General features: G+C 73.4%; 12 protein-coding genes. 6 read left to right on the top strand and 6 right to left on the bottom strand.

Annotation, left to right across the window (positions count from 1 at the left end; translation table 11 throughout):
• Positions 1-73: 73 nt before the first annotated feature.
• Entirely contained in the window at positions 74-1,321 is a 1,248-nt protein-coding gene (gene aroA, locus AB0E96_RS03845; protein ID WP_359818044.1) for a 3-phosphoshikimate 1-carboxyvinyltransferase, read from the bottom strand.
• Between the two features lie 165 nt (positions 1,322-1,486).
• Positions 1,487-2,116 (bottom strand): TetR/AcrR family transcriptional regulator, encoded by a 630-nt coding sequence (locus AB0E96_RS03840; RefSeq protein ID WP_359818041.1) that lies wholly within the window; start codon positions 2,114-2,116, stop codon positions 1,487-1,489.
• A 142-nt stretch (positions 2,117-2,258) separates the two neighbouring features.
• Here AB0E96_RS03840 and AB0E96_RS03835 point away from each other — a divergent pair, with 142 nt between their 5' ends.
• On the top strand, positions 2,259-3,671 hold the full coding sequence (locus tag AB0E96_RS03835) for an amidase (protein WP_359818039.1): 1,413 nt from the start codon (positions 2,259-2,261) through the stop codon (positions 3,669-3,671).
• 162 nt (positions 3,672-3,833) lie between these two features.
• Here the strand turns inward: AB0E96_RS03835 and AB0E96_RS03830 are convergent, their stop codons facing one another.
• On the bottom strand, positions 3,834-4,514 hold the full coding sequence (locus AB0E96_RS03830) for a response regulator transcription factor (RefSeq protein ID WP_359818037.1): 681 nt from the start codon (positions 4,512-4,514) through the stop codon (positions 3,834-3,836).
• Positions 4,511-5,731, bottom strand: coding sequence for a histidine kinase (locus tag AB0E96_RS03825; RefSeq protein ID WP_359818035.1), 1,221 nt, complete (start codon positions 5,729-5,731; stop codon positions 4,511-4,513). Before AB0E96_RS03825 ends, AB0E96_RS03830 begins: the two co-directional genes overlap by 4 nt.
• A gap of 173 nt (positions 5,732-5,904) precedes the next feature.
• Here AB0E96_RS03825 and AB0E96_RS03820 point away from each other — a divergent pair, with 173 nt between their 5' ends.
• Entirely contained in the window at positions 5,905-6,171 is a 267-nt protein-coding gene (locus tag AB0E96_RS03820; protein ID WP_359818033.1) for a hypothetical protein, read from the top strand.
• A gap of 312 nt (positions 6,172-6,483) precedes the next feature.
• Here AB0E96_RS03820 and AB0E96_RS03815 read toward each other — a convergent pair whose 3' ends face one another.
• Positions 6,484-9,339, bottom strand: a complete 2,856-nt coding sequence (locus AB0E96_RS03815; RefSeq protein ID WP_359818030.1) for an AAA family ATPase — start codon at positions 9,337-9,339, stop codon at positions 6,484-6,486.
• A gap of 348 nt (positions 9,340-9,687) precedes the next feature.
• On the opposite strand from AB0E96_RS03815, the gene AB0E96_RS03810 reads away from it, so the two are divergent.
• The 3 genes from AB0E96_RS03810 (at position 9,688) to AB0E96_RS03800 (ending at position 14,539) form a co-directional block, all read left to right on the top strand.
• Positions 9,688-10,137, top strand: coding sequence for a peptidase inhibitor family I36 protein (locus AB0E96_RS03810; protein WP_359818027.1), 450 nt, complete (start codon positions 9,688-9,690; stop codon positions 10,135-10,137).
• A gap of 140 nt (positions 10,138-10,277) precedes the next feature.
• A complete protein-coding gene (locus tag AB0E96_RS03805) occupies positions 10,278-13,994 on the top strand; it encodes an endonuclease/exonuclease/phosphatase family protein (protein ID WP_359818024.1) in 3,717 nt (1,238 codons plus the stop codon).
• Positions 13,995-14,269: 275 nt separating this feature from the next.
• A complete protein-coding gene (locus AB0E96_RS03800) occupies positions 14,270-14,539 on the top strand; it encodes a hypothetical protein (RefSeq protein WP_359818021.1) in 270 nt (89 codons plus the stop codon).
• Between the two features lie 167 nt (positions 14,540-14,706).
• On the opposite strand, the gene AB0E96_RS03795 is transcribed toward AB0E96_RS03800, so the two are convergent.
• Complete coding sequence (locus AB0E96_RS03795) at positions 14,707-15,063, bottom strand: peptidase inhibitor family I36 protein (protein ID WP_359818019.1); 357 nt, start codon at positions 15,061-15,063, stop codon at positions 14,707-14,709.
• A gap of 392 nt (positions 15,064-15,455) precedes the next feature.
• Between AB0E96_RS03795 and AB0E96_RS03790 the strand changes: the two genes are divergently transcribed.
• Positions 15,456-18,926, top strand: coding sequence for a hypothetical protein (locus tag AB0E96_RS03790; RefSeq protein WP_359818016.1), 3,471 nt, complete (start codon positions 15,456-15,458; stop codon positions 18,924-18,926).
• Positions 18,927-18,935 lie beyond the last annotated feature (9 nt).

Genomic DNA, 18,935 nt, shown 5'->3' with positions numbered 1-18,935 from the left:
ACCCCGCCAAGGTCCGGCCCCGTCACGGCGGGAGCCCCGCCCGGCCCGTGGCGGGGTGCCCCCCGTGACCGGGTCAGACCCCCCAGCCCGCCCGCAGTTCGGCGAAGGCCTCGTGGAACCCCGGGAAGGTCTTCCGCACGCAGCCCGGGTCGTCGAAGGTGATGCCGGGCGTGCGCAGCGAGGTGACGGCGAAGGACATCACGATCCGGTGGTCGGAGTGGGTGGCGATCTCGACCGGGCGCGGGGTGCCGGGCCGGATCTCGATCCAGTCGTCCCCGGTGGCCACCATGACGCCCATCGCGCGCAGGTTGCCGGCGCAGGCCTCCAGCCGGTCGCACTCCTTGACCCGGGTGTTGTGGACGTCCTCGATCCGCACCGGCCCGGTGGCGAACGGGGCGATGGCGGCGAGCGTGGGCATGGTGTCGGAGATGTCCCGCATGTTGACGGTGATCCCGCCGAGCGGGCCCTCGCCGGCCACGGTGGTGCGGTCGCGGCCGATGTCCACCCGGGCGCCCATCCGCCGCAGCACGTCGACGAAGCGCAGGTCGCCCTGGAGCGCGTCCCGGCCGAGGCCGGGGACGGTCACCTCCCGGCCGGCCAGGGCGGCCGCGGCGAAGAAGTAGCTCGCGGTGGAGGCGTCCGGCTCGATCGGGTGGTCGGCGGCCCGGTAACCGCCGGACGGCACCTCGAAGACCTCGCCGGCCGGGGTCCGTTCCCGCTTCACCTCGACGCCGAAGTCGCGCATCATCGCCAGGGTGATGCCGATGTACGGGGCGGACACCAGCCGGGTGACGGTGATCCGCAGGCCGTCCCGGGTGAGCGGGCCGAGCAGCAGCAGCGCGGTCAGGTACTGCGAGGACTCCCCGGCGTCCAGGGTGAGTTCACCGCCGCGGACGCCGTCGGCGACGACCGTCAGCGGGTGGTGCCCCTCGGTCTCCCCGTGCCGCAGCTCCACGCCCAGTTCGCGCAGTGCCCGGGTGAGCGGGGCGACGGGGCGGCGGCGCATCTGGGCGGAGGCGTCGAAGCGGTAGGTGCCGTGGCCGGCGGCGGCGAGGGTGGGCAGGAAGCGCGCGGTGGTGGCGCCGTCCCGGCAGTACACCTCGGCCTCGGGCACGGCGGGCCCGGCCGGGCGGCCCTCCACCCGCCACTCCCCGGCCGTCCGCTCGATCCGGTAGCCGAGGGTGTCCAGCCCCTGCACGAAGCCCTCGCTGTCGTCCGAGGACAGCGGCCGGCGCAGGGTGGTCACGCCCTCGGCGGCGGCGGCCAGGAACAGGGCCCGGGCGGTGATGGACTTGGACCCCGGGATCTCCACGGCAGTCACGGCAGGCTCTCCCAACACGAGTGTCCGACAGGTGTCTTTCGGTGACGTCGGACCCGATCCTGCCCCACCGTGCGGCCGCTTCGGCGGGCCTTCCACGGACTGGACGGCGACGGAGGCGACAACTCCCGGCGAAGGCCGGGCGCCGGCCCCGGCCCGGCCCCGGGCTCAGCAGCGCGCCCAGAGTCCGGCGAGGTGGGCGCGCAGGACCTCCTCCGCCTCCGTCACCGTCCGGTGCCCGACCAGCACGTGCGCGGTGAGCCCGTCGGCGAGCGCGAGCAGGGCGCGGGCCTCGGTCCGCGCCACCACCGCCCCGCCGCTGGCGTGCCCGCCCAGCGCCGGTCCGCCGACCTCGGCGCCGCCGGCGGCCTGGGTGACCAGTCGCACCAGCAGCTCCTCCAGCGCCGTGTAGCTGCGCCGCAGGGTCGTCGCCAGCGCCGGGTCGACGGCGGCGCCCGCGACGAAGGCGAGCCAGATCCTGGCCTCGGCCCGGTGCTCCTCGCGCAGCAGCGCCACCTCGCCCGCCACCAGGCCGAGTTCGTCGGCCGCGGACTGCGCGGGGCCGGCCGCGAGCCGGTTCCGCACCCGCTCGGCGACCCGCTCGCCGACGTGGGCGAGCGCGAACAGCAGCATCTCGTCCTTGGTGCGGAAGCAGCGCTGGACGGCCCCCATCGACACCTCGGCCCGGGTGGCGACGTCCCGCAGGGTGACGCCCTCCAGTCCGTGCTCGTCCACCAGCAGGCAGACGGCATCGGCGATCCGCCGGCGCCGGTCCTCGTGGTCCACCTGCTTGGGCATCTCCGGTCTCCCTCCGATTTATTCGATGCAAGCGTATCGGTTCCCGGGCTAGGGTTCGATCCGTTCCGATGCGACCGCATCGGAACGGATCGGAACAGCCGAGCAGATCCGGACGCCCCGGACCGACCCGAGGAGAACCGCCATGCCCGTGTGGAGCAGGACCGCCACCGAACTCGCCGCCGCCGTGCGTGCCGGGGAGGTCTCGGCGCTCGACGTGGTGGACGGCCACCTGGCCCGCATCGCCGAGGTCAACCCCCGCCTGAACGCCGTCACCCAGCTCCTCGCCGACAGCGCCCGCTCGGCCGCCCGGGACACCGACCGCCGCCGGGCCGCGGGCGAGGAGCTCGGACCGCTCGCGGGCGTGCCGTTCACCGTGAAGGAGTGCACCCCCGTCGCCGGTGTGCCCACCACCTTCGGCACCCCGCGCTTCCGCGACCACGTCGCCACCGACGACGCCGTCCCGGTGGCCCGGCTGCGCGCGGCCGGGGCGATCCCGATCGGCCACAGCAACCTGCCGACCCTGATCCTCGCCGGCATGCACACCCGCAGCGAGCTGTACGGCGACACCCTCAACCCCTGGGACCCGCACCGCACCCCCGGCGGCACCAGCGGCGGGGACGGCGTGGCCGTCGCCTCCGGGATGGCCCCGCTCGCGCTCGGCAACGACTCCGGCGGCTCGACCCGCATCCCCGCCTCCTTCAACGGGGTCGCCGCCCTCAAGCCGACCACCGGCCGCTTCCCCGCCGACCAGCGCCTGATCGGCCCGGACGACCCCGGACCGGCCTCGCAGGTCCTGGTCACCGACGGCCCGCTGGCCCGGACGGTCGCCGACCTGCGGCTCGCCTACGAGACGCTGGCGGGCACCGACCCGCGCGACCCGCGCGCCGTGCCCGTCCCGCTGTACGGGGAGCCCGTCGCCGCGCCGGTCAGGGTCGCCGTCGTCGCGGACCCGGGCGGCCGGGGCGTCCACCCCACCGTCCGCCGCGCCATCGCCGAGGCCGCCGACGCGCTGCGCGACGCCGGGTACGACGTCCGGGAGGTTCCCGACGTCCCGCGGCTGGACGAGGCGCTCGACGCCTACTACCGCCTCACCAACACCGAGTTCGCGCCGAGCTGGCCGGCCGTCCGGCAGCTGCTGGGCGAGGGCGGCGACCGCTTCATCGACCTGACGATGCGCATCGCCCCGCCCGCGGACGCCCCCGGTCTGCTCCGGCTGATGAGCGTCTGGATGGGCGTCCGCCGCACCTGGACGGAGTTCCTCCAGGCGTACCCGCTGCTGCTGGGCCCGGTGTTCACCGAGCCGCCGGTGGAACCCGGCCTGGAGTCCCGGGACCAGGCCGGCCGCGACCGGGTCGCCTCGGCCATGCGGCTCTGCTCGGTGACCAGCTTCGTCGGCGTCCCGGCCGTCGCCGTCCCCACCGGTGTCGACCCGGACGGCCTCCCCACCGGCGTCCAGCTCATCGGCCGCGCCTTCCGGGAGGACCTCTGCCTGGCCGCCGCCCAGGCCGTCGAGGACCGCCTGGGCACCCTCGCCCCGATCGACCCGCGGCCGTGACGGCCACGAACGCCCGAAGCGCCCCGAGTGCCCCGAGCGCCCGAAGCACCCCGAGGCCGTAGCGCACCCGGCCGGCCCGCGACCGTAGCGGGCCGGCCGGGAACGCCGCCCGCCACCGCCCGCCACCCGTTCCCCCGCCGGCCCGCCGGCCCGCCGCCCCCGCTACGCCCCCGGCAGCCCCGGCACCACCAGCCCGCTCTCGTACGCGATCACCACCGCGTGCGTCCGGTTCTGCGCGCCCAGCTTGCCCAGCACGTTGCCGACGTGCGTCTTGACCGTCTCCTGGCTCACCGAGATCAGCTGCGCGATCTCCGGGTTGGACAGCCCGGTCGCCATCAGCCGCAGCACCTCCTCCTCCCGCCCGGTGAGCGCCGCGCGGGGCAGCGCCTCGGCCGAGTCCAGCGGTTTGGCGGCGACCATCCGGCGCAGCGCGGCGGGGAACAGCACCGCCTCCCCGGCCGCCACCACCCGCACCGCCTCGGCGATCTGCGGGACGGGCCGCCGCTTCAGCACGAAGCCGCTGGCCCCGGCGCTCAGCGCGGCGGTGACGTAGCCGTCGTTCTCGAAGGTGGTGATCACCACGACCTTGGGGGGCTCGGCCCCCTTCAGCAGTTCGCGGGTCGCCTCGATGCCGTTGCGGCGCGGCATCCGGACGTCCATCAGCACCACGTCGGGGCGCAGCGCCCGGACCCGTTCGACCACGTCGACGCCGTCGGCGGCCGTACCGACCACCGTGATGCCCGGCTGGGCACCCAGCAGGGTGCCCAGGCCGCTGCGGGTGACGGGGTCGTCGTCGGCGATCAGGAGGGTGACCTCGGGCGCCCCGGGATCGCCGCCGCTCACGCGGACCGCCGCACCGGCAGCCGGACCGCCAGCCGCCACTGCCCGTCGCCGTACGGCCCGGCCTCGAACTCGCCGTGCAGCAGCCGCACCCGCTCGGCGAGGCCGGGCAGGCCGTGGCCGGAGGTCGGGAAGCCGCTCGCGCCCGGGCCGGCCGCTCCGGCGCCCACCCCGTTGACCACGCTGAGCTCCAGTTCCTCGGGCCCCGCCACCACCCGCAGGTCGATCGGCCCGCCGGCGCCGTGCCGCAGCGCGTTGGTCAGGCCCTCCTGGACGATCCGGTAGGCGGCCCGGGAGAGCGTGCCCTGCACCAGTTCCAGGTCCCCGGTGGTGCGGGGCACGACGACCGCGCCGGCGTGCCGCAGCCGGTCGAGCAGTTCGGGCAGGTCGGTGAGGGTGCGGGTCGGCGCGGTGCCCGACTCCTCCTCGCGCAGCACGCCGAGCACGTAGTCGAGGTCCTCCAGCGCGGCCCGGGTGGACTCCTCGATGCTGCGCATGGCGGCCCGCGCCGCCACCGGGTCGGCGGTCAGCACCTCGCCCGCGACGGCCGCCTGGATGGTGGCGGCGGTCAGGGTGTGCCCGATCGAGTCGTGCAGTTCGTGGGCCAGCCGGTTGCGTTCGGCCAGCAGCCGCTCCCGTTCGGCGGCCATCGCGAGCCGTTCGGCGGGCGAGGGGCCGAGCAGTCGGGGTGCCAGCCACCGCAGTGTGCTCGACACGGCCGCGAGCAGCACCGCCGCGAGGGCCAGGCAGAGCGCCGCCACGATCCAGGCCGAGACGCCCGTCAGCTCGGTGCCCCAGCCGAAGAGGCTGACCCTCGCCTTGCCGTCCGCCCAGCTGCCCGGCAGGGCCACGCCCATCACCAGCAGCGTGCTGCCGCCGATCAGCACCGTCCATCCCAGCGCGACGTGCGCGACGACGAACAGCGGTGTCCGCCACCGCTCCGTGGCGGCGCCCTTCACCGGGTCGGGCACCGCGACACCCAGCAGCCGCCGAGCACCCGCCGCGAGCACCCGGCGCACGACCCGCGGCAGCCCGGCCGCCGCGAGCAGCAGGGCCCACACCGGCAGTCCCACCCAGGCGGCCTCCGGCCGGCCGTCCAGCCCGAGCGTCAGCCCGAGTGCCACCACCGCCACCGGCAGTCCGGCCAGAGCTCCGAGCACCGCGAACAGCACTCCCGTGTACGTCGACCTGCGCAGCAGCAATCGCATTCCCTTGATCATGCTCGCCAGTATCAGGGGCCCTTCCGCCCTGATCCTCCCCCGATCGAGGGAGGATCTCCGAACGCTCCCACCCGCCGTGACCGGCCCGTATTCGGCCGGAACGCGACCACTCGTTCGCATGAATCCGACCGGAAGCCGCCTCCACATCTCCCGAGTTCCAGACGATCGCATGAATGACGATCAATCAAAAGCTCTTCCGACAAGGCCTGTTGGCCACCGCCGCCGCCTCCACCCTCACCGCGCTGGCCGCGACGGCCGCCCAGGCCGCACCCGCGCAGCGGGACGACGGTCCGCACCGCTACCGGGTGTCCGTCCGGGCCTCCGGGGCCTGGGTCCCTCCCCCCGGCCTGGCCTCCTTCACCGTGCACATCCGGGGCCCCCGCGGTGGCACCGGCGGCGGCACCGGCGGTGGCGGCGGCCCGGGGGCCGCGGGCCGGTAGCCGCCCCGGCGCGGGCCGACGGCCGCGCGCGGAGGAGCCGACGGAATCCGGCCGTTTCACGGATCGCCCTGCCGGCGAACCGACGGTGGAAGAGACCGGCTCCCGGAGCCGGAACCCGATTGACCCGCGCCCAGCACAGCACCAACCCTCCTGATCCATAATCGCGTTGACGAGACAGGACTTTCCGGATGGCTGGTTCCCCCACCTCCCACGGAGCCGTCGCGACGGCCGCCGCCGCCCTGCTGCTCGGCCCGGCCCCCCACGGCCGCGGCGGCCGGCCCGAGGACCGGCCGGCCGTTCGGCCGACCGTGATCAGCTCCGCCCCGGCTCCACCGGCCCGAGCGCGTCGCGCAGCATCGTCCGGGAGGTGATGCCGAGCTTCTCGTAGATCTGGTACAGGTGCGCCCCGACCGTCCGGTGCGAGATGAACAGCCGTTCGGCGATCTGCTTGTTGGTGAGTCCGGAGGCGGCGAGCCGGGCGACCTCCAGCTTCTGGGCGCTCAGCCCGTGGGCGTTCGCCGCGTCGGGCCGGGGCCGGCTCCAGCCCGCCGACTTCAGCTCGTTCCGCGCCCGCTCGGCCCACGGCCGGGCCCCGAGCTCCTCGAACACAGCGAGTGCGGCGCCGAGTTGGGCCCTGGCCTCGGCGCCGATCCGGGCCCTGCGCAGCCGTTCGCCGTGGGCGAGCCGGACCCGGGCGTGGTCGAAGCGCCACCGCTCGCCGCCGGGGGTGGCCAGGGCGAGTGCGAACAGCCGCAGGGCCTCCTGGTCGTCCTCGGTGCACAGGGCGTCCGACGCCTCCACCAGCATGGCGTGCCGGGAGGACACGGCGCCGAGGCCGGCCTCCCGCATGGCCCGGACGTGGGCGGCGGCCTCCGCGCGGCGGTCGCTGCGGACGCCGGCCTCGACGAGGTGAGCGGCTGCCCAGAGCGCGTGCGGGACGTGCGGGGCCAGGGTGCCGGCGGGGCTGACGGCTTCGGCGTGCCGGTAGGCGAGCGCGAAGTCCCCGCGGCCCAGGGCGGCCACGGCCGCGGCCTGGTGGGCGTAGTGCGCGGCGCAGGGGGCGCCGTGGCGGGCGGCCCAGTCGATGACGCAGCCGGCCGTCGCGAGGCTCTCGTCGGTGCGGCCGCGGGCGCCGAGGACGATGGACCTGACGTAGAGGAAGTACCAGGCGAAGGCGCGGTAGCCGTGGTCCTCGCAGGCCCGCAGGCCCTCGTCGGCGAGGTGGAGCGCCTCGTCCCACCGTCCGGTGAGGTAGTCATCCAGGCACAGGTGGATGAGCGAGGAGAGGAAGCGCCGGGCCGGACCGCCCTCCCGCCCGGTCCGCACCACCTGCCAGGCCGCGTCGCGGACCTCGCCGAGGCGGTCGAGGTAGAGGGCGCCGGTGCCGACCCGGGTGACCAGCACCGGGTCGGCCTCCCCGGCCGAGGTCATCGATGCGATGAGGGCGTCGAGTTGGCCGTGCGCCGCCGCCCCGGTCCGGGCGGGGTCGGAGAAGGTGCGGCCCAGGACGGTCAGGATGGCCGGCGGCTCGGGGGTGAGGCGCCGCACGGCCCGGTGGTAGGAGTCCCACAGCTCGGGCCTGGCCCCGAAGAAGCAGATCACCGCGAGGACGTGCAGGGCGTCGACGAGCGCCTTGTCCTCGGAGCGGTACCGGTGGGCGCCGGCCGCGGACTCGATGGCGGTGGTCAGCAGCCGGTGGGCGGTGGCCACGTCGTCGTGCCCACCCGCCGCGCCCCGGCCGGCCGTGTCCCTGGCCCCGGCCCCGGCCCCGTTGAGCACGAGCAGGGCCGACGCGGTGGCCGAGTGCAGGGAGTCCTCACCTTCCGGGGCGGCCTGCCGGGCGTCGTCGAGAAGCCGGCGGGCACTGGACAGGGCCCCGGTGGACTCGGCTCCCAGGTAGGCCGCCTCGGCGAGCCGGCGGCCGCGGTGGGGCCCTTCCGGGGAGAGGGCGGCCGCCCGGACCAGGGTCCGCATGGCCCCGGCCGCGTCGCCGCGCCGCAGGGTGAGGCCGGCGGCGTGCTCCAGCAGGGCGGCGACCTCCTCGTCGGGTTCCAGGGTCGCTTCGCCCAGGTGCCAGGCGTGGCGTTCGGGCTGGTCCGCGAGGGCCTGCGCGAGGGCCGCGTGCGCGGCGCGCCGTTCGCCGCTCAGGGCGTGGAGCACCATGGCCGAGCGGATGAGCGGGTGGCGGAACCTCAGCCTCTGTTCGCCCTCCTCGATGTCCACCAGCCGGTCGCGCTCCACCGGGGCGAGGTCGTCCAGGCCGTACCCGCCCTCGGAGCGGCGGGCGGCCGCCTGGAGCACACCCAGGTCGCCGGTGCCCTCCAGGGCCGCGAGAAGCAGCAGGTGCCGGGAGCCGGCGGGCAGCCGGGCGATCCGGGTGCCGAACAGTGTCTCCAGCCGGCTGCTGAGCGGCGGCACGGCCGGCCATTCGGCGGAGGCGGCTGGCGGTACGGCGGGCGGCAGTTCCAGCAGTGCCAGCGGGTTGCCGCCCGCTTCGGCGAGCAGCCTTCGGCGCGCTCCGCGCCCGAGGCCGGGGAACCGCTCGGCGAGCAGCCGGGCCGCCGACTCGTCGTCGAGGGGCGGGAGTTCGTACGTGGGGAAGGCGTCGCGCTCCCGGGGGCCCAGCTCGCCGGAGCGCGTCGCGGCCACGAAGCCGACGCCCAGGCCGGTCACCCGCCGGGCGACGAAGCCGAGCACGGCGGTGCTGGCCGGGTCGACCCAGTGCAGGTCGTCGACGACGAGCAGCAGCGGCTGCCCGCCGGCCACGGTCTGGAGCAGCCGCAGGACGGCGTTGGAGACGAGGAGCTGCCCGGGCGGCGGGCCGCTGTCGAAGCCGAGCACCACGCGCAGGGCGTCGCGCAGCACGGCGTCGAGGTGCTCCAGGGCCCCCAGGTGCGGGAAGAGGATCTGGTTGAGGCCCGAGTAGCCGCAGTCGGCCTCGAACTCCACGCCCGAGGCCCTGAGCACCTGGGCGCCGTCGCCGAGCGCGGCGGCGGCGACCGCGTCCAGGACGGCGCTCTTGCCGATGCCGGCCTGTCCGGCCACCAGCAGTGCCCCGCCACCGGCGCCGAGGCCGAGCCGCTCCCGGAGCACCTTCACGTCCTCGTCCCGGCCGACCAGCGGCAGGCCCCCGACCCCGGGCCCGACCGGCCCACCGCCGCCGCCCACCACAGTCGTTCCCCTCCCGAACAATTCCTGCCGCCACCCCACGCCGAAGCGGACTTCCCGGGAGGGAATCCCCTCGGTACGGTCGTGAACACCTCCGGCCATTCCCCATTATGACGGTAAACAGCTCGTCAATTTCCGGACTTTCCGGTCCATTTTCGGCCGCTCGCCGCGGCGTCGGTCACACTGCCGGTCCGCCGCATGACTTATGCCCCGACCTGCACGGATGCGATCGGCCGTCCGCTCCGTGCAGTCGAATGACCGATGCGCGGAAGCACCCCGGTCGAAGAGAGTGGAAAGCAGTTCCCCGACTCCCCGGCGAAACACGCCGTCCCGGAAAGCGAGTTGCCCGTGTCCCTCACCTCACTCCGACTCAGGACCGCCGCCGTCGCGACCGCGCTGGCCGGCGCGGCACTGCTCTCCGCGGCGAGCCCGGCCGCCGCCGCGAACCCGCCCTACGACGGCTGCCCCGCGTGGGCGCTCTGCCTCTACCAGCACGAGGGGGGCACGGGCTCGAAGGCGATCGTCACGCCTCCTCCGGCCGGCGGCAACGCGGCGATCGTGCGGCTCCACTCGGTCCACTTCCTGAACGGGGAGATCGCCGACAACCAGGTGTCGTCCTGGATCAACAACTCGCAGTGCTCGGTCAAGTTCATGGACGACCCCTACGGCGAGCTCCACCCGTCCGACCTGGACTACACGGAGACGTGGCACTGGGGCGCGACGGGTGACTACGGCACCGGCACCTCCAAGTACTACGTCAACGACCGGATCTCCTCGCTCCAGTTCTGGTGCCCGTGACAAGCGGCTCCGGTTCCGGGGTGCGGCCTGTGGCCCGCCCCACCGCCCCCGGCACCCGTCAAGGGGCCGGGGGCGCCGCCGTGCGCCCTCCCCGCTCCCGCCCCACCGCCGGAGCCATCCGACGACACGGAGGAAGTCCCGTGAAACGACGACGACCGGCAGCCGCGCTCCTGTCCGGCCTGCTGCTCTCCCTCACCCTGCCCGCACTCACCTCGGCCCCGGCCTCGGCCGCGCCCGCCTTCGAAGCGGCCGCGGCCGCCGCGCCGGTGACGGCCGGCCCCGGCGCCGAGGGCCCCGACCTGAGCTTCGCCAACCGCACCCCTCCGCCCCCCGGCATGCCGGACTGGTCGCGCGTCGGTTTCCGGGGCGGCCAGTCGCTGCCCGGTGACGGCGACCTCACCGACGACGCCGGCTGCCGGATCACCCCGGACGTGCTCGCCGCCAAGTACGGCGTGAAGGCGAACGACGGGGTCGACGACACCACCGGCCTGCAGAAGGCGATCGACGACGTCAAGGCCGTCTGCTCGCCGAACGCCAACTTCAACCGGCTGTCGCTGATCTCCCTGCCGGCCGGTCGGATCGACGTCTCCCGGCAGGTCTACGTCGACGCCGACTACCTGGTCCTGCGCGGCCAGGGCTCCGGCGACGGCGGCACCCGGCTGGTGTTCCGGCCCGACGAGAACACCCGCTACGACACCCTGGTCAACGGCCGCTGGGACCAGGACAGCATGAAGGCCGGCAGCGGCAGCGACGTCGGTACCGGCGGCTGGATCTGGCCGGGCCGCGGCCTGTTCCGGGTGCAGACCCGGGACATCGCGGACCGCTACCAGGACGACTGGGCGGCGGCACCCGCGAACCGCAAGGACATCTTCGAGGGCAGCGTCAACCAGCACTGGGCCTCCGGCATCAAGGTGGCGGCGGCGGCCGCCGACCCGGGCTACGCGGCCCGCCAGGGCCAGAACACCGTCCAGCTGGATGCCAAGGCCGACATGAAGAAGTTCTCCCTCGGCGGCTACGTCTGGGTGGGCGCGGCCAACAGCGTCAAGTTCTACGAGCAGCAGGGCGTCTCCGACCGCAGCCAGATGGACAACCTGCACATGCGCCAGCAGATGTTCCGGGTCACCGGCTTCGACGGCACCGCCAAGACGGTCACACTGGACCGTCCGCTGGAGTGGGACCTGCCGGTCGACTCCACCTCGGACGGCTCCCCCGCGCTGGGGGACAAGCCGTACGCGAGCAAGGTCACCCCGCTGAAGGTGGTCCAGGGCGTCGGCTTCGAGGACTTCGCCTTCACCCAGGACATGAACGGCCTGCCGAAGCTCGGCGGCGGCACCTACTCCCTCACCCCCGGCCAGGCCGTCCACAACTACGGCAACATGGCGCCCGAGTACGCGATGCACGGCATCGTCTTCAAGTGGGCCGCCAACGACTGGGCGCGCGGGCTGAAGGCCGAGATGACGGGCTCGCACCCGATCGTCACCGAGGACGCCCGCAACCTCCAGATCGAACGCAACAGCTTCGACGGCGCGTGGAACAAGGGCAAGGGCGGCAACGGCTACCTGCGCGGCAGCCGCGTGTGGGACTCGCTGTACGCCTACAACCTCAGCCGCAACCTGCGCCACTTCACCTTCCAGTGGTCGGCCAGCGGCAACGTCGCCTTCCGCAACGACCTCGACTCGGACCTGAACCTGCACGGCGGTTGGGAGCACGACAACCTCTTCGAGCAGAACACCCTGCGGGTCCCGTACGAGCACCGCTCGGGCAGCTGCCAGACCAACTGCGGCGGTGAGGGCGGCGAGATCGACGAGGGCACCTGGTACCCGGTCTGGTGGGCGGCCGGCCCCAAGGCGGTCAAGTGGTCGGGCTCCTCGGGCCCGCAGAACGTCTTCTACGACAACACGATGGTCAAGCAGGCGACGCCGGGCGGACCGTTCGAGCCGTACGCGCCGTACGGCAGCCGGACCGGCACCGCCTACCAGTTCGGCTCCGCCGACGACGACCCGAGCCGCTTCCGTCCCCTGGCCCAGGGCGGCCAGAACATCCCCGACTGGACCGGCCGGGAGACCCTGGACTACACCGGCCAGGGCGTGGTGCCCGTCGACGTGGGCAGCCGCCCGTCGCTCTTCCTCGCGGACACCGGCGGGCTCGTCCCCCGCGACAACCACAGCCGCCGGGTGGCCACCTGGAACATGCAGGGCGCGAACACCCCCGAGGGCAACGGCAGCCGGTACACCAACGATCTGCCCCGGCTGTTCGCCAACAACCGGGCCGACGTCATCGCCCTGCAGGAGGCCGGAGCGCCGCCCGGCGGTGCCACGTTCGTCCAGGAGATCCTCACGCCCAACACCCAGTGGGTCGACAGCCGCACCTTCAGGATCCCGGTCCGGGAGTACCGGATCGGGAGCGGCAGCCGAACGACGGGATGGCTGTACTGGCTGCACACGGACACCAGCCCCGAGACGTTCGGCCGGGTCAACCTGGCCGTCTTCAGCCGTAGCAGGGTCGACCGGGACAGCGTCTACACCACCCGCGAGGCCATCATCACCGACGGCTGGGACTCCCGGCCCGCGCTCGGCGTCAACGTCGACGGCGTCGTCTACTACTCGGTCCACGGAAGCTCGGGCGGCCGCGGCAGCGACGACCCGCAGCTCCTGTCCATCATCCAGGACCAGATGACGGCCGCCGGCGGCCTGCCGTGGGTCGCGCTGGGCGACTACAACCGCCTTCCGGACAACCTGCAGGGCGCGGTCCTGGGGTCGTTCCGCATCCACGCCCAGACCCAACCCACGCACCCGGTGGACCGGATCGCCGCCCCCAACGGCCGCAGGATCCTCGACTACGCCGCCACTCCGGTCCGCCAGCGGGTCAACGTCACCGGAGCGCTCCGGGTCCCCATCGACTCGTCGGACCACTATCCCGTCCTGTACGAAGTCGGCGGCCTGCCGAACGCGCCGACGGTCGGGCAGGTGACGGCCCCGCCGGTACCGAACCAGATCCTGCTGCGCAGCGCCGCCACCACCAACGTGGCCGGTCCGGCCGGCCGGAACGACAACGCGGTCACCGACCAGCCGATCGACCGGGCCGCCATCCAGTCGCAGGTGCTCAGCCTGACGCCGGACCCGGAGTACCCCGGCTACTACCGCCTGTTCCACCCGTACGCGCCCTTCGCCGGCGGCTACCTGGGCCAGGAGGGCGGACGCCGCGACTCCCGGGTGGTGCTGTGGGGGAGCCCGGCGGTCGACCAGCTCTGGGCACCGGTCTACCAGGGCGACGGCACCTTCACCCTGCAGAACTACTACACCCACCAGTTCCTCACGACCCTCGGCCCGGGGCAGGCCGTGGCGGGCCGCGACGAGGACGGCTCGACCGCCCAACGCTGGTTCTTCCAGGACCCCCGCGAGGCCGCCGGCCTCAACCAGATCGTCTCGACGAACGCCGGTTCCTCGTCGGCGCTCGCGGTCGACGACCAGGCGTCGGCGCCCTTCCCGGTCTTCCTGGCGCCGTACGTCCAGGGGAGCTCCACCCAGCAGTTCAGCACGATCTCCGCGGGGCCCAGCGGCAGCGACAACTGCTTCTACCTGGTCAGGGGCGGGCAGTACGTCAACTCGACCGCGACCCACCCGCGGGATCCGCGGAACGGCGACACGGTCTCGATGGGCGCCTTCCGGCCCAACGACGACGGCTACCTGTGGTGCACCACGCCCGACGGCCCGGACGGGCCCCTGCTGACCAACCACACGACCGCGACGGACCACCTGGACCTCACCAGGAACGCGACGTCGGACGTGGCGGTGCTCAGCGGGCCCGGTTCCTCCGCGCCCAGGCTCCACTGGAGGTTCCTGGTCGCCAGCCGGTGACCCGCCCGCACCGGTGAGCCAGGCGGCCGGCCGGTCCTCGGATCGACCGGCCGCCGCCTCGGGTCCGGCGGGGCGCCTGCTCCGCCCGAACGACCTTGCCGGGATGTCGCCCGATCGGTCATTTCCGCAGGTCGGCACGGTGTGTCTGACAGCCCGTGAGGTCTGTTCGGATGGCGGCATCGCTTGCGGGGGGTGGCGGCCCGTGGCTGGCTGGTTCAGGCGGGACCGACCGGGTGCCGCCACTTCTGATCTCGAACTCCACGGAGAGAACCATCATGCGTGCTGTCAAGCGTGTCCTGGCCGTCGCCGCCCTCACCACCCCGCTCGTGATCGGCTGCGCCGGCCTGGCCTCGGCCACCGAGGGCCTGGACGCGAGCTTCGGCCAGGGCTTCTTCACCGCCAACCAGAACGGCGCCGGCTTCGGCGCCAACCAGTCCTCCGTCAGCCCCGACGGTCTTTCGCACGCCACCGCCTGGACCTACGCCGACGACACGGGCGTCACCGGCTCGTTCACCGGCTCGGGCGCCACGTGGAGCGCCGAGTGACGGTCCCCGCAGGCCCGGAGCGGTGAGGTCCCGGAGCGGGGCCGCCACGATCCGGTTCCCGGAGTGACACAACGGCCGGTCGACCTGGTGGTCGACCGGCCGTTTCCGTGAAGACGCCCGCGGATCGCGGGGAGAGGCCGCGGCACGGAGAGCCCCTGAGGGCCCGCTCAGTCGCCCCCGGCCGGCCGGGCGGACTGGACGGGGTACGGGAAGCTGGTGGCGCCGCGGCCCGGTTCGACGGTGACGCGCAGGCCGCCGTACGCGGGCAACTCGTAGAAGCACCATGCCACTTGGCTGTGGTTGACGGCGCTCTCGACGGGCGGCTCGATCATCGGCCGCGACTGCCTGACGTGCTCCAGCAGGCCCTGGAAGTCCGGCTCGGTGTAGGCGCACACCGTGTGCCCCCGGGGGCGGCCGAGCTGCCTGGGGACGGACGGCGCGCCCGTCGCGGGGATCACGGCCGCGCTCGCGAGCGCGGCGGCGGTCAGCGAGACGGCTGCCCGACCGGACACGGACCACGGCACGGCGGCCACCCCCTTCCGATTCCCGGGCGGACAGCGGCCGCACCGCCCGGAAGGGGGATCCCACCCCGGAGGGGCCGGATAAACGGCGCCGGGGAAAGTCGTAAGTACACACACCGGACCGCACGGGGAACAGGGCAGGGGCCTGGCGCCGGGAGGCACCGGGCCCGATCGGCGCGCCGGAGCCGGGAGTTCACCCCTGGACGGACCCCCGGCCGGGCCCCTGGCCGGATCCCTGAACGGCGGCATCCACGACGGGAGGCCCGTTCGCGGGAACATCACCGCCAGCCGCGCGGGCGCTCCCACCGACCGGGTACGCAGTGCACGAACCAAGACGGTTCGACCCCCACGGAACGGAGTCGCTCATGATGGCGCCCAGCGCTACCGACCGACGGTTGCGCAGCCGCACGGCAGACCACGTCGACGTCACCCAAGTCCTCAGCCAGGACGTGGTCCTGGGCGGGCCGGTGGTCGTGGACACCACCCGGCGCAAGCCGGTCCTCGCGTTCCACGACCCCGGCGAGAAGGCGAGCTCGGACTCCGACGGGCACCAGGCCCTGGTGTTCTGCCCCCGGAAGGGCCCGGTCCCCGACATCCGGCACGTGGCCCGCGCCCTGGGCACCCCGACGGGCTGGAGCGTCACCAGCCCGTTCGAGAAGTGGCTCCAGGAACAGGCCAAGCAGCCGGGCTGGGCGTTCAACGACCTCACGGTGTGGGTGGCACCCGAGAACGGCTCCCGCAAGGTGCGCGCCGAATTCTGCACCACGTACACCAGCCCCTCGGGCGATCGCCCCCTCGGCCAGATGTTCATCTCCGAGCTGTCCGAGGACGGCACGTCCTGGACCACGCCTTCCGCGACCCTTTCCGACCTCTTCGACACCATCGACACGACGTACACGAGCAAGGGGTATCCGATCAGGTACAGGACCCGGAAGGGAGGGCCTTGGGGCCCGCGGACCGGGATCGCATTCCGTGGGGACGACCTCGACTCCCCAGGCGTGCTCGCTCCCGACGGCGTCACAATGGTCGCGCTGTCGGACTCGGAGGTCGTAGCAGCGGGCGTGGTCGACGGCGCGTTGGTCGCCCAGCGACAGACCCCGGCGACCCCGCGGGACGTCACCGTCGACACGCTCCCCTTCCAGCCGAAGCACGTGGTCGGCGGCTTCCCGATGGGCGAGCGCGGGGTGTTCCTGGTGACCGACTCCCATGACGGCCTGTGGTCCGTGGTCTTCGACCCCGACGTCAACCTGCTGAGGTCCGGCCAGCAGTTCAACGACAAGGGCACCCGCTGGGTGGACTCCCATCCGGCGACCGACGGCGGCCACAACGTCTTCTTCATCGATGCCGACCGCATCTGCTGGAAGAGCCGGGTGACCTTCCAGGGCACGGAGGCGGCGATTCCCCTGCAGAAGGACGTAGCCGTCGTCGCGACGCCCGGTTCGGTACTGGAGACCGCGACCGTCTTCCTGGTCGAGGCGGGCACCGAGTCCGGCGACGAGACGAAGAACGAGCTGCGGCTCGACGTCCAGGACAGCACCACCGGCCTGTGGCGGCGCGTGCACGTCCACGACCCCGCGGCGGGCGTCAAGGAGGTCACCCGCTACCGGGTGGAGGCCACCGTCCTCGACCGGTCCGGCGCGCCCGTGGCCGGGCAGCCCGTGACCCTGTCCCGAGCCCCGGGCGACACCGAGGGCGAGGTCGCCGTCGACGGCCAGATCGTGGAGGTCACCGACCGGCCGACCCCGCTGAAGACCGACCTGTTCGGCCGGGTCACCCTCGCCGTCACCCCGACCGGGCTGTCCGCTCCCGACCTCGTCCTCAGGGTCGAGGGGCTCCAGGACGTCCTGCTGCGCCCCTCCCGGGACACCGAGGACTACCTGCGCGGCACGAAGAACCTGAAGTACAACCTCACCAGCCCCGCGGGGCCGCTACCGGACTTCGGCGGCGGCACCCTGGCCGGCGCGAAGGCCCCCGGCCCGGCCGGCCGTCCGGGCAAGGACGCCCTGGCGCCCGAGGCCGCGAAGTCCAAGAAGACGGCCCAGGAGGCGGCCGACGCGATCAAGGCGATGGCCGAGACCAAGGCCGGTTCCGCGTCGAGGAACTCCTTCGGCTTCCGGCTGTCGGTGACCCTGGTCGACGGAACGCCGCAGGTCGACTACGTGGAACTCCAGGAGCCGGAGACCCTGGACGACTCCTGGGAGAAGTCCCCGATCGTCTTCGGGGACGTCCACGCGGGCCTGCAGACCGGGGCCATCACCGAGATGAGCATCACCTTCAGCTGGAAGGACAAGTTCGCCAAGCTGTGGGCCAAGTTCAAGGACGGGATCAAGAAGCTCGTGACCCTGGGGAAGGACGCGATCCAGGCGATCCTGGGCTTCATCGGCAGCGTCTTCAAGATGATCGGCGCGAAGCTCGGCGACGTCGTCGGCTGGCTGACGGCGTGGTTCGACTTCCCCGCGATCTGGAACACCAAGAAGGTCTTCGAGTCCTCCGTCCTCACCATGCTCGACAAGGCCCAGGCCGCCGTCAAGGAGGCCGGAAACCTCGCCGACGACTACCTCCGGAAGCAGAAGGACAGCGTCAGGAAGAGCTTCAAGGACGCCCGCGCCAAACTCGGGGACAAGACGGTCGGCAGCTACGACGACCTGCCCGGGAAGGGCGAGCAGGGGACCCTCGTCGTCGGGGACGCGAAGCTCTCCGACCTCAACGGGGGCAACGCCCACCTCAACTGGTTCCAGGACAAGGCGGCGGTCATGACGATCCCGCCGCGGGACACCGACAAGGACATCGTCGACAACACCACCTGGGACACGTGCGCCCCCCTCCTGAAGAAGGCCGGCGAGGAGTTCGTCACGGGCGTGCGGAAGCTGCTCGAAGCCTTCACGGACCTCGCCGCCAAGCCCCAGGACCTCAAGGCCACGACCCTCGCCGCACTGCTCGAATCGTTCGAGCAACTGGCCCTGGCCGCGCTCGACTTCGGGGACGCCGTGCTCCACGCGGTGGTCGACCTCGTCTCCAAGGCCATCGACAAGCTGAAGACGGCGCTGACCGCCCCCCGCGAGGTGCCGGTCATCGGGACGCTCTGGAAGTGGATCGCCCAACAGGCCGGCGAACCGGACGCGCCCCTGACCGTCAACGGCGCCCTCTGCTTCCTCGGCGCCCTCCCGGTGACCCTGATCTACCGGCTGATCAAGGGCAAGGGGGCCGAGCCCTTCCCCAAGAAGAACGCACTGCTCCAGGCCCAGGCGCGCGGGGCCGTCCCCAAGACGCTCACGCCCACGGACAAGACGTGGCTGCTGGTCGCGGCGATCCTGCAGACCGTCCAGTTCGCCTTCTACGCGGCGGGCGACCTCCTCGCCTACGAGAGCGCCCAGGGCCTCGACTGGCCCTACCTCGGCCCGCTCGTCCAGGTCGCCAACCTGCTGTTCACCCTCGTGGTCTTCGACATCGGGACCACGGTGCTGGCCGAGAGCATGACACCGGGCTGGGTCATCGCCCTCGTCGCCACCCTCTTCGCGCTGGCGTTCGCGGTGCTGGCCGTGGTGTACCGGTCCGCGGCGAAGGCGTGGCTCACGAAACTGAGGGACGCCGGGGACCCGGTCCCCGTCCTCCTGATGCTCAAGGGCTGCTTCTGGGACCTGTACAGATCGCTGGCACGGATCGTCGACGGCACGACGGAGGACGGCGACGAGGCCGCGGCCCGGGTCCTGCTGGCGATCTCCCCGGCGACCGCCCTCCTGAACAACCGGATCATGCTCAAGGAGCCCGATTCCGGCTTCGTGATCGCGACGGTCAAGGCCGGCGTCGACACCTTCTTCACCGTCCTCGGCGGCGTCATGCTCTGCCGCCACTACGACAAGCACTGACCCCGCGCC

The organism is Kitasatospora sp. NPDC036755 (genome assembly GCF_040636595.1).
Classification (GTDB): domain Bacteria; phylum Actinomycetota; class Actinomycetes; order Streptomycetales; family Streptomycetaceae; genus Kitasatospora.
This window is presented reverse-complemented; position numbering and strand designations above follow the sequence as displayed.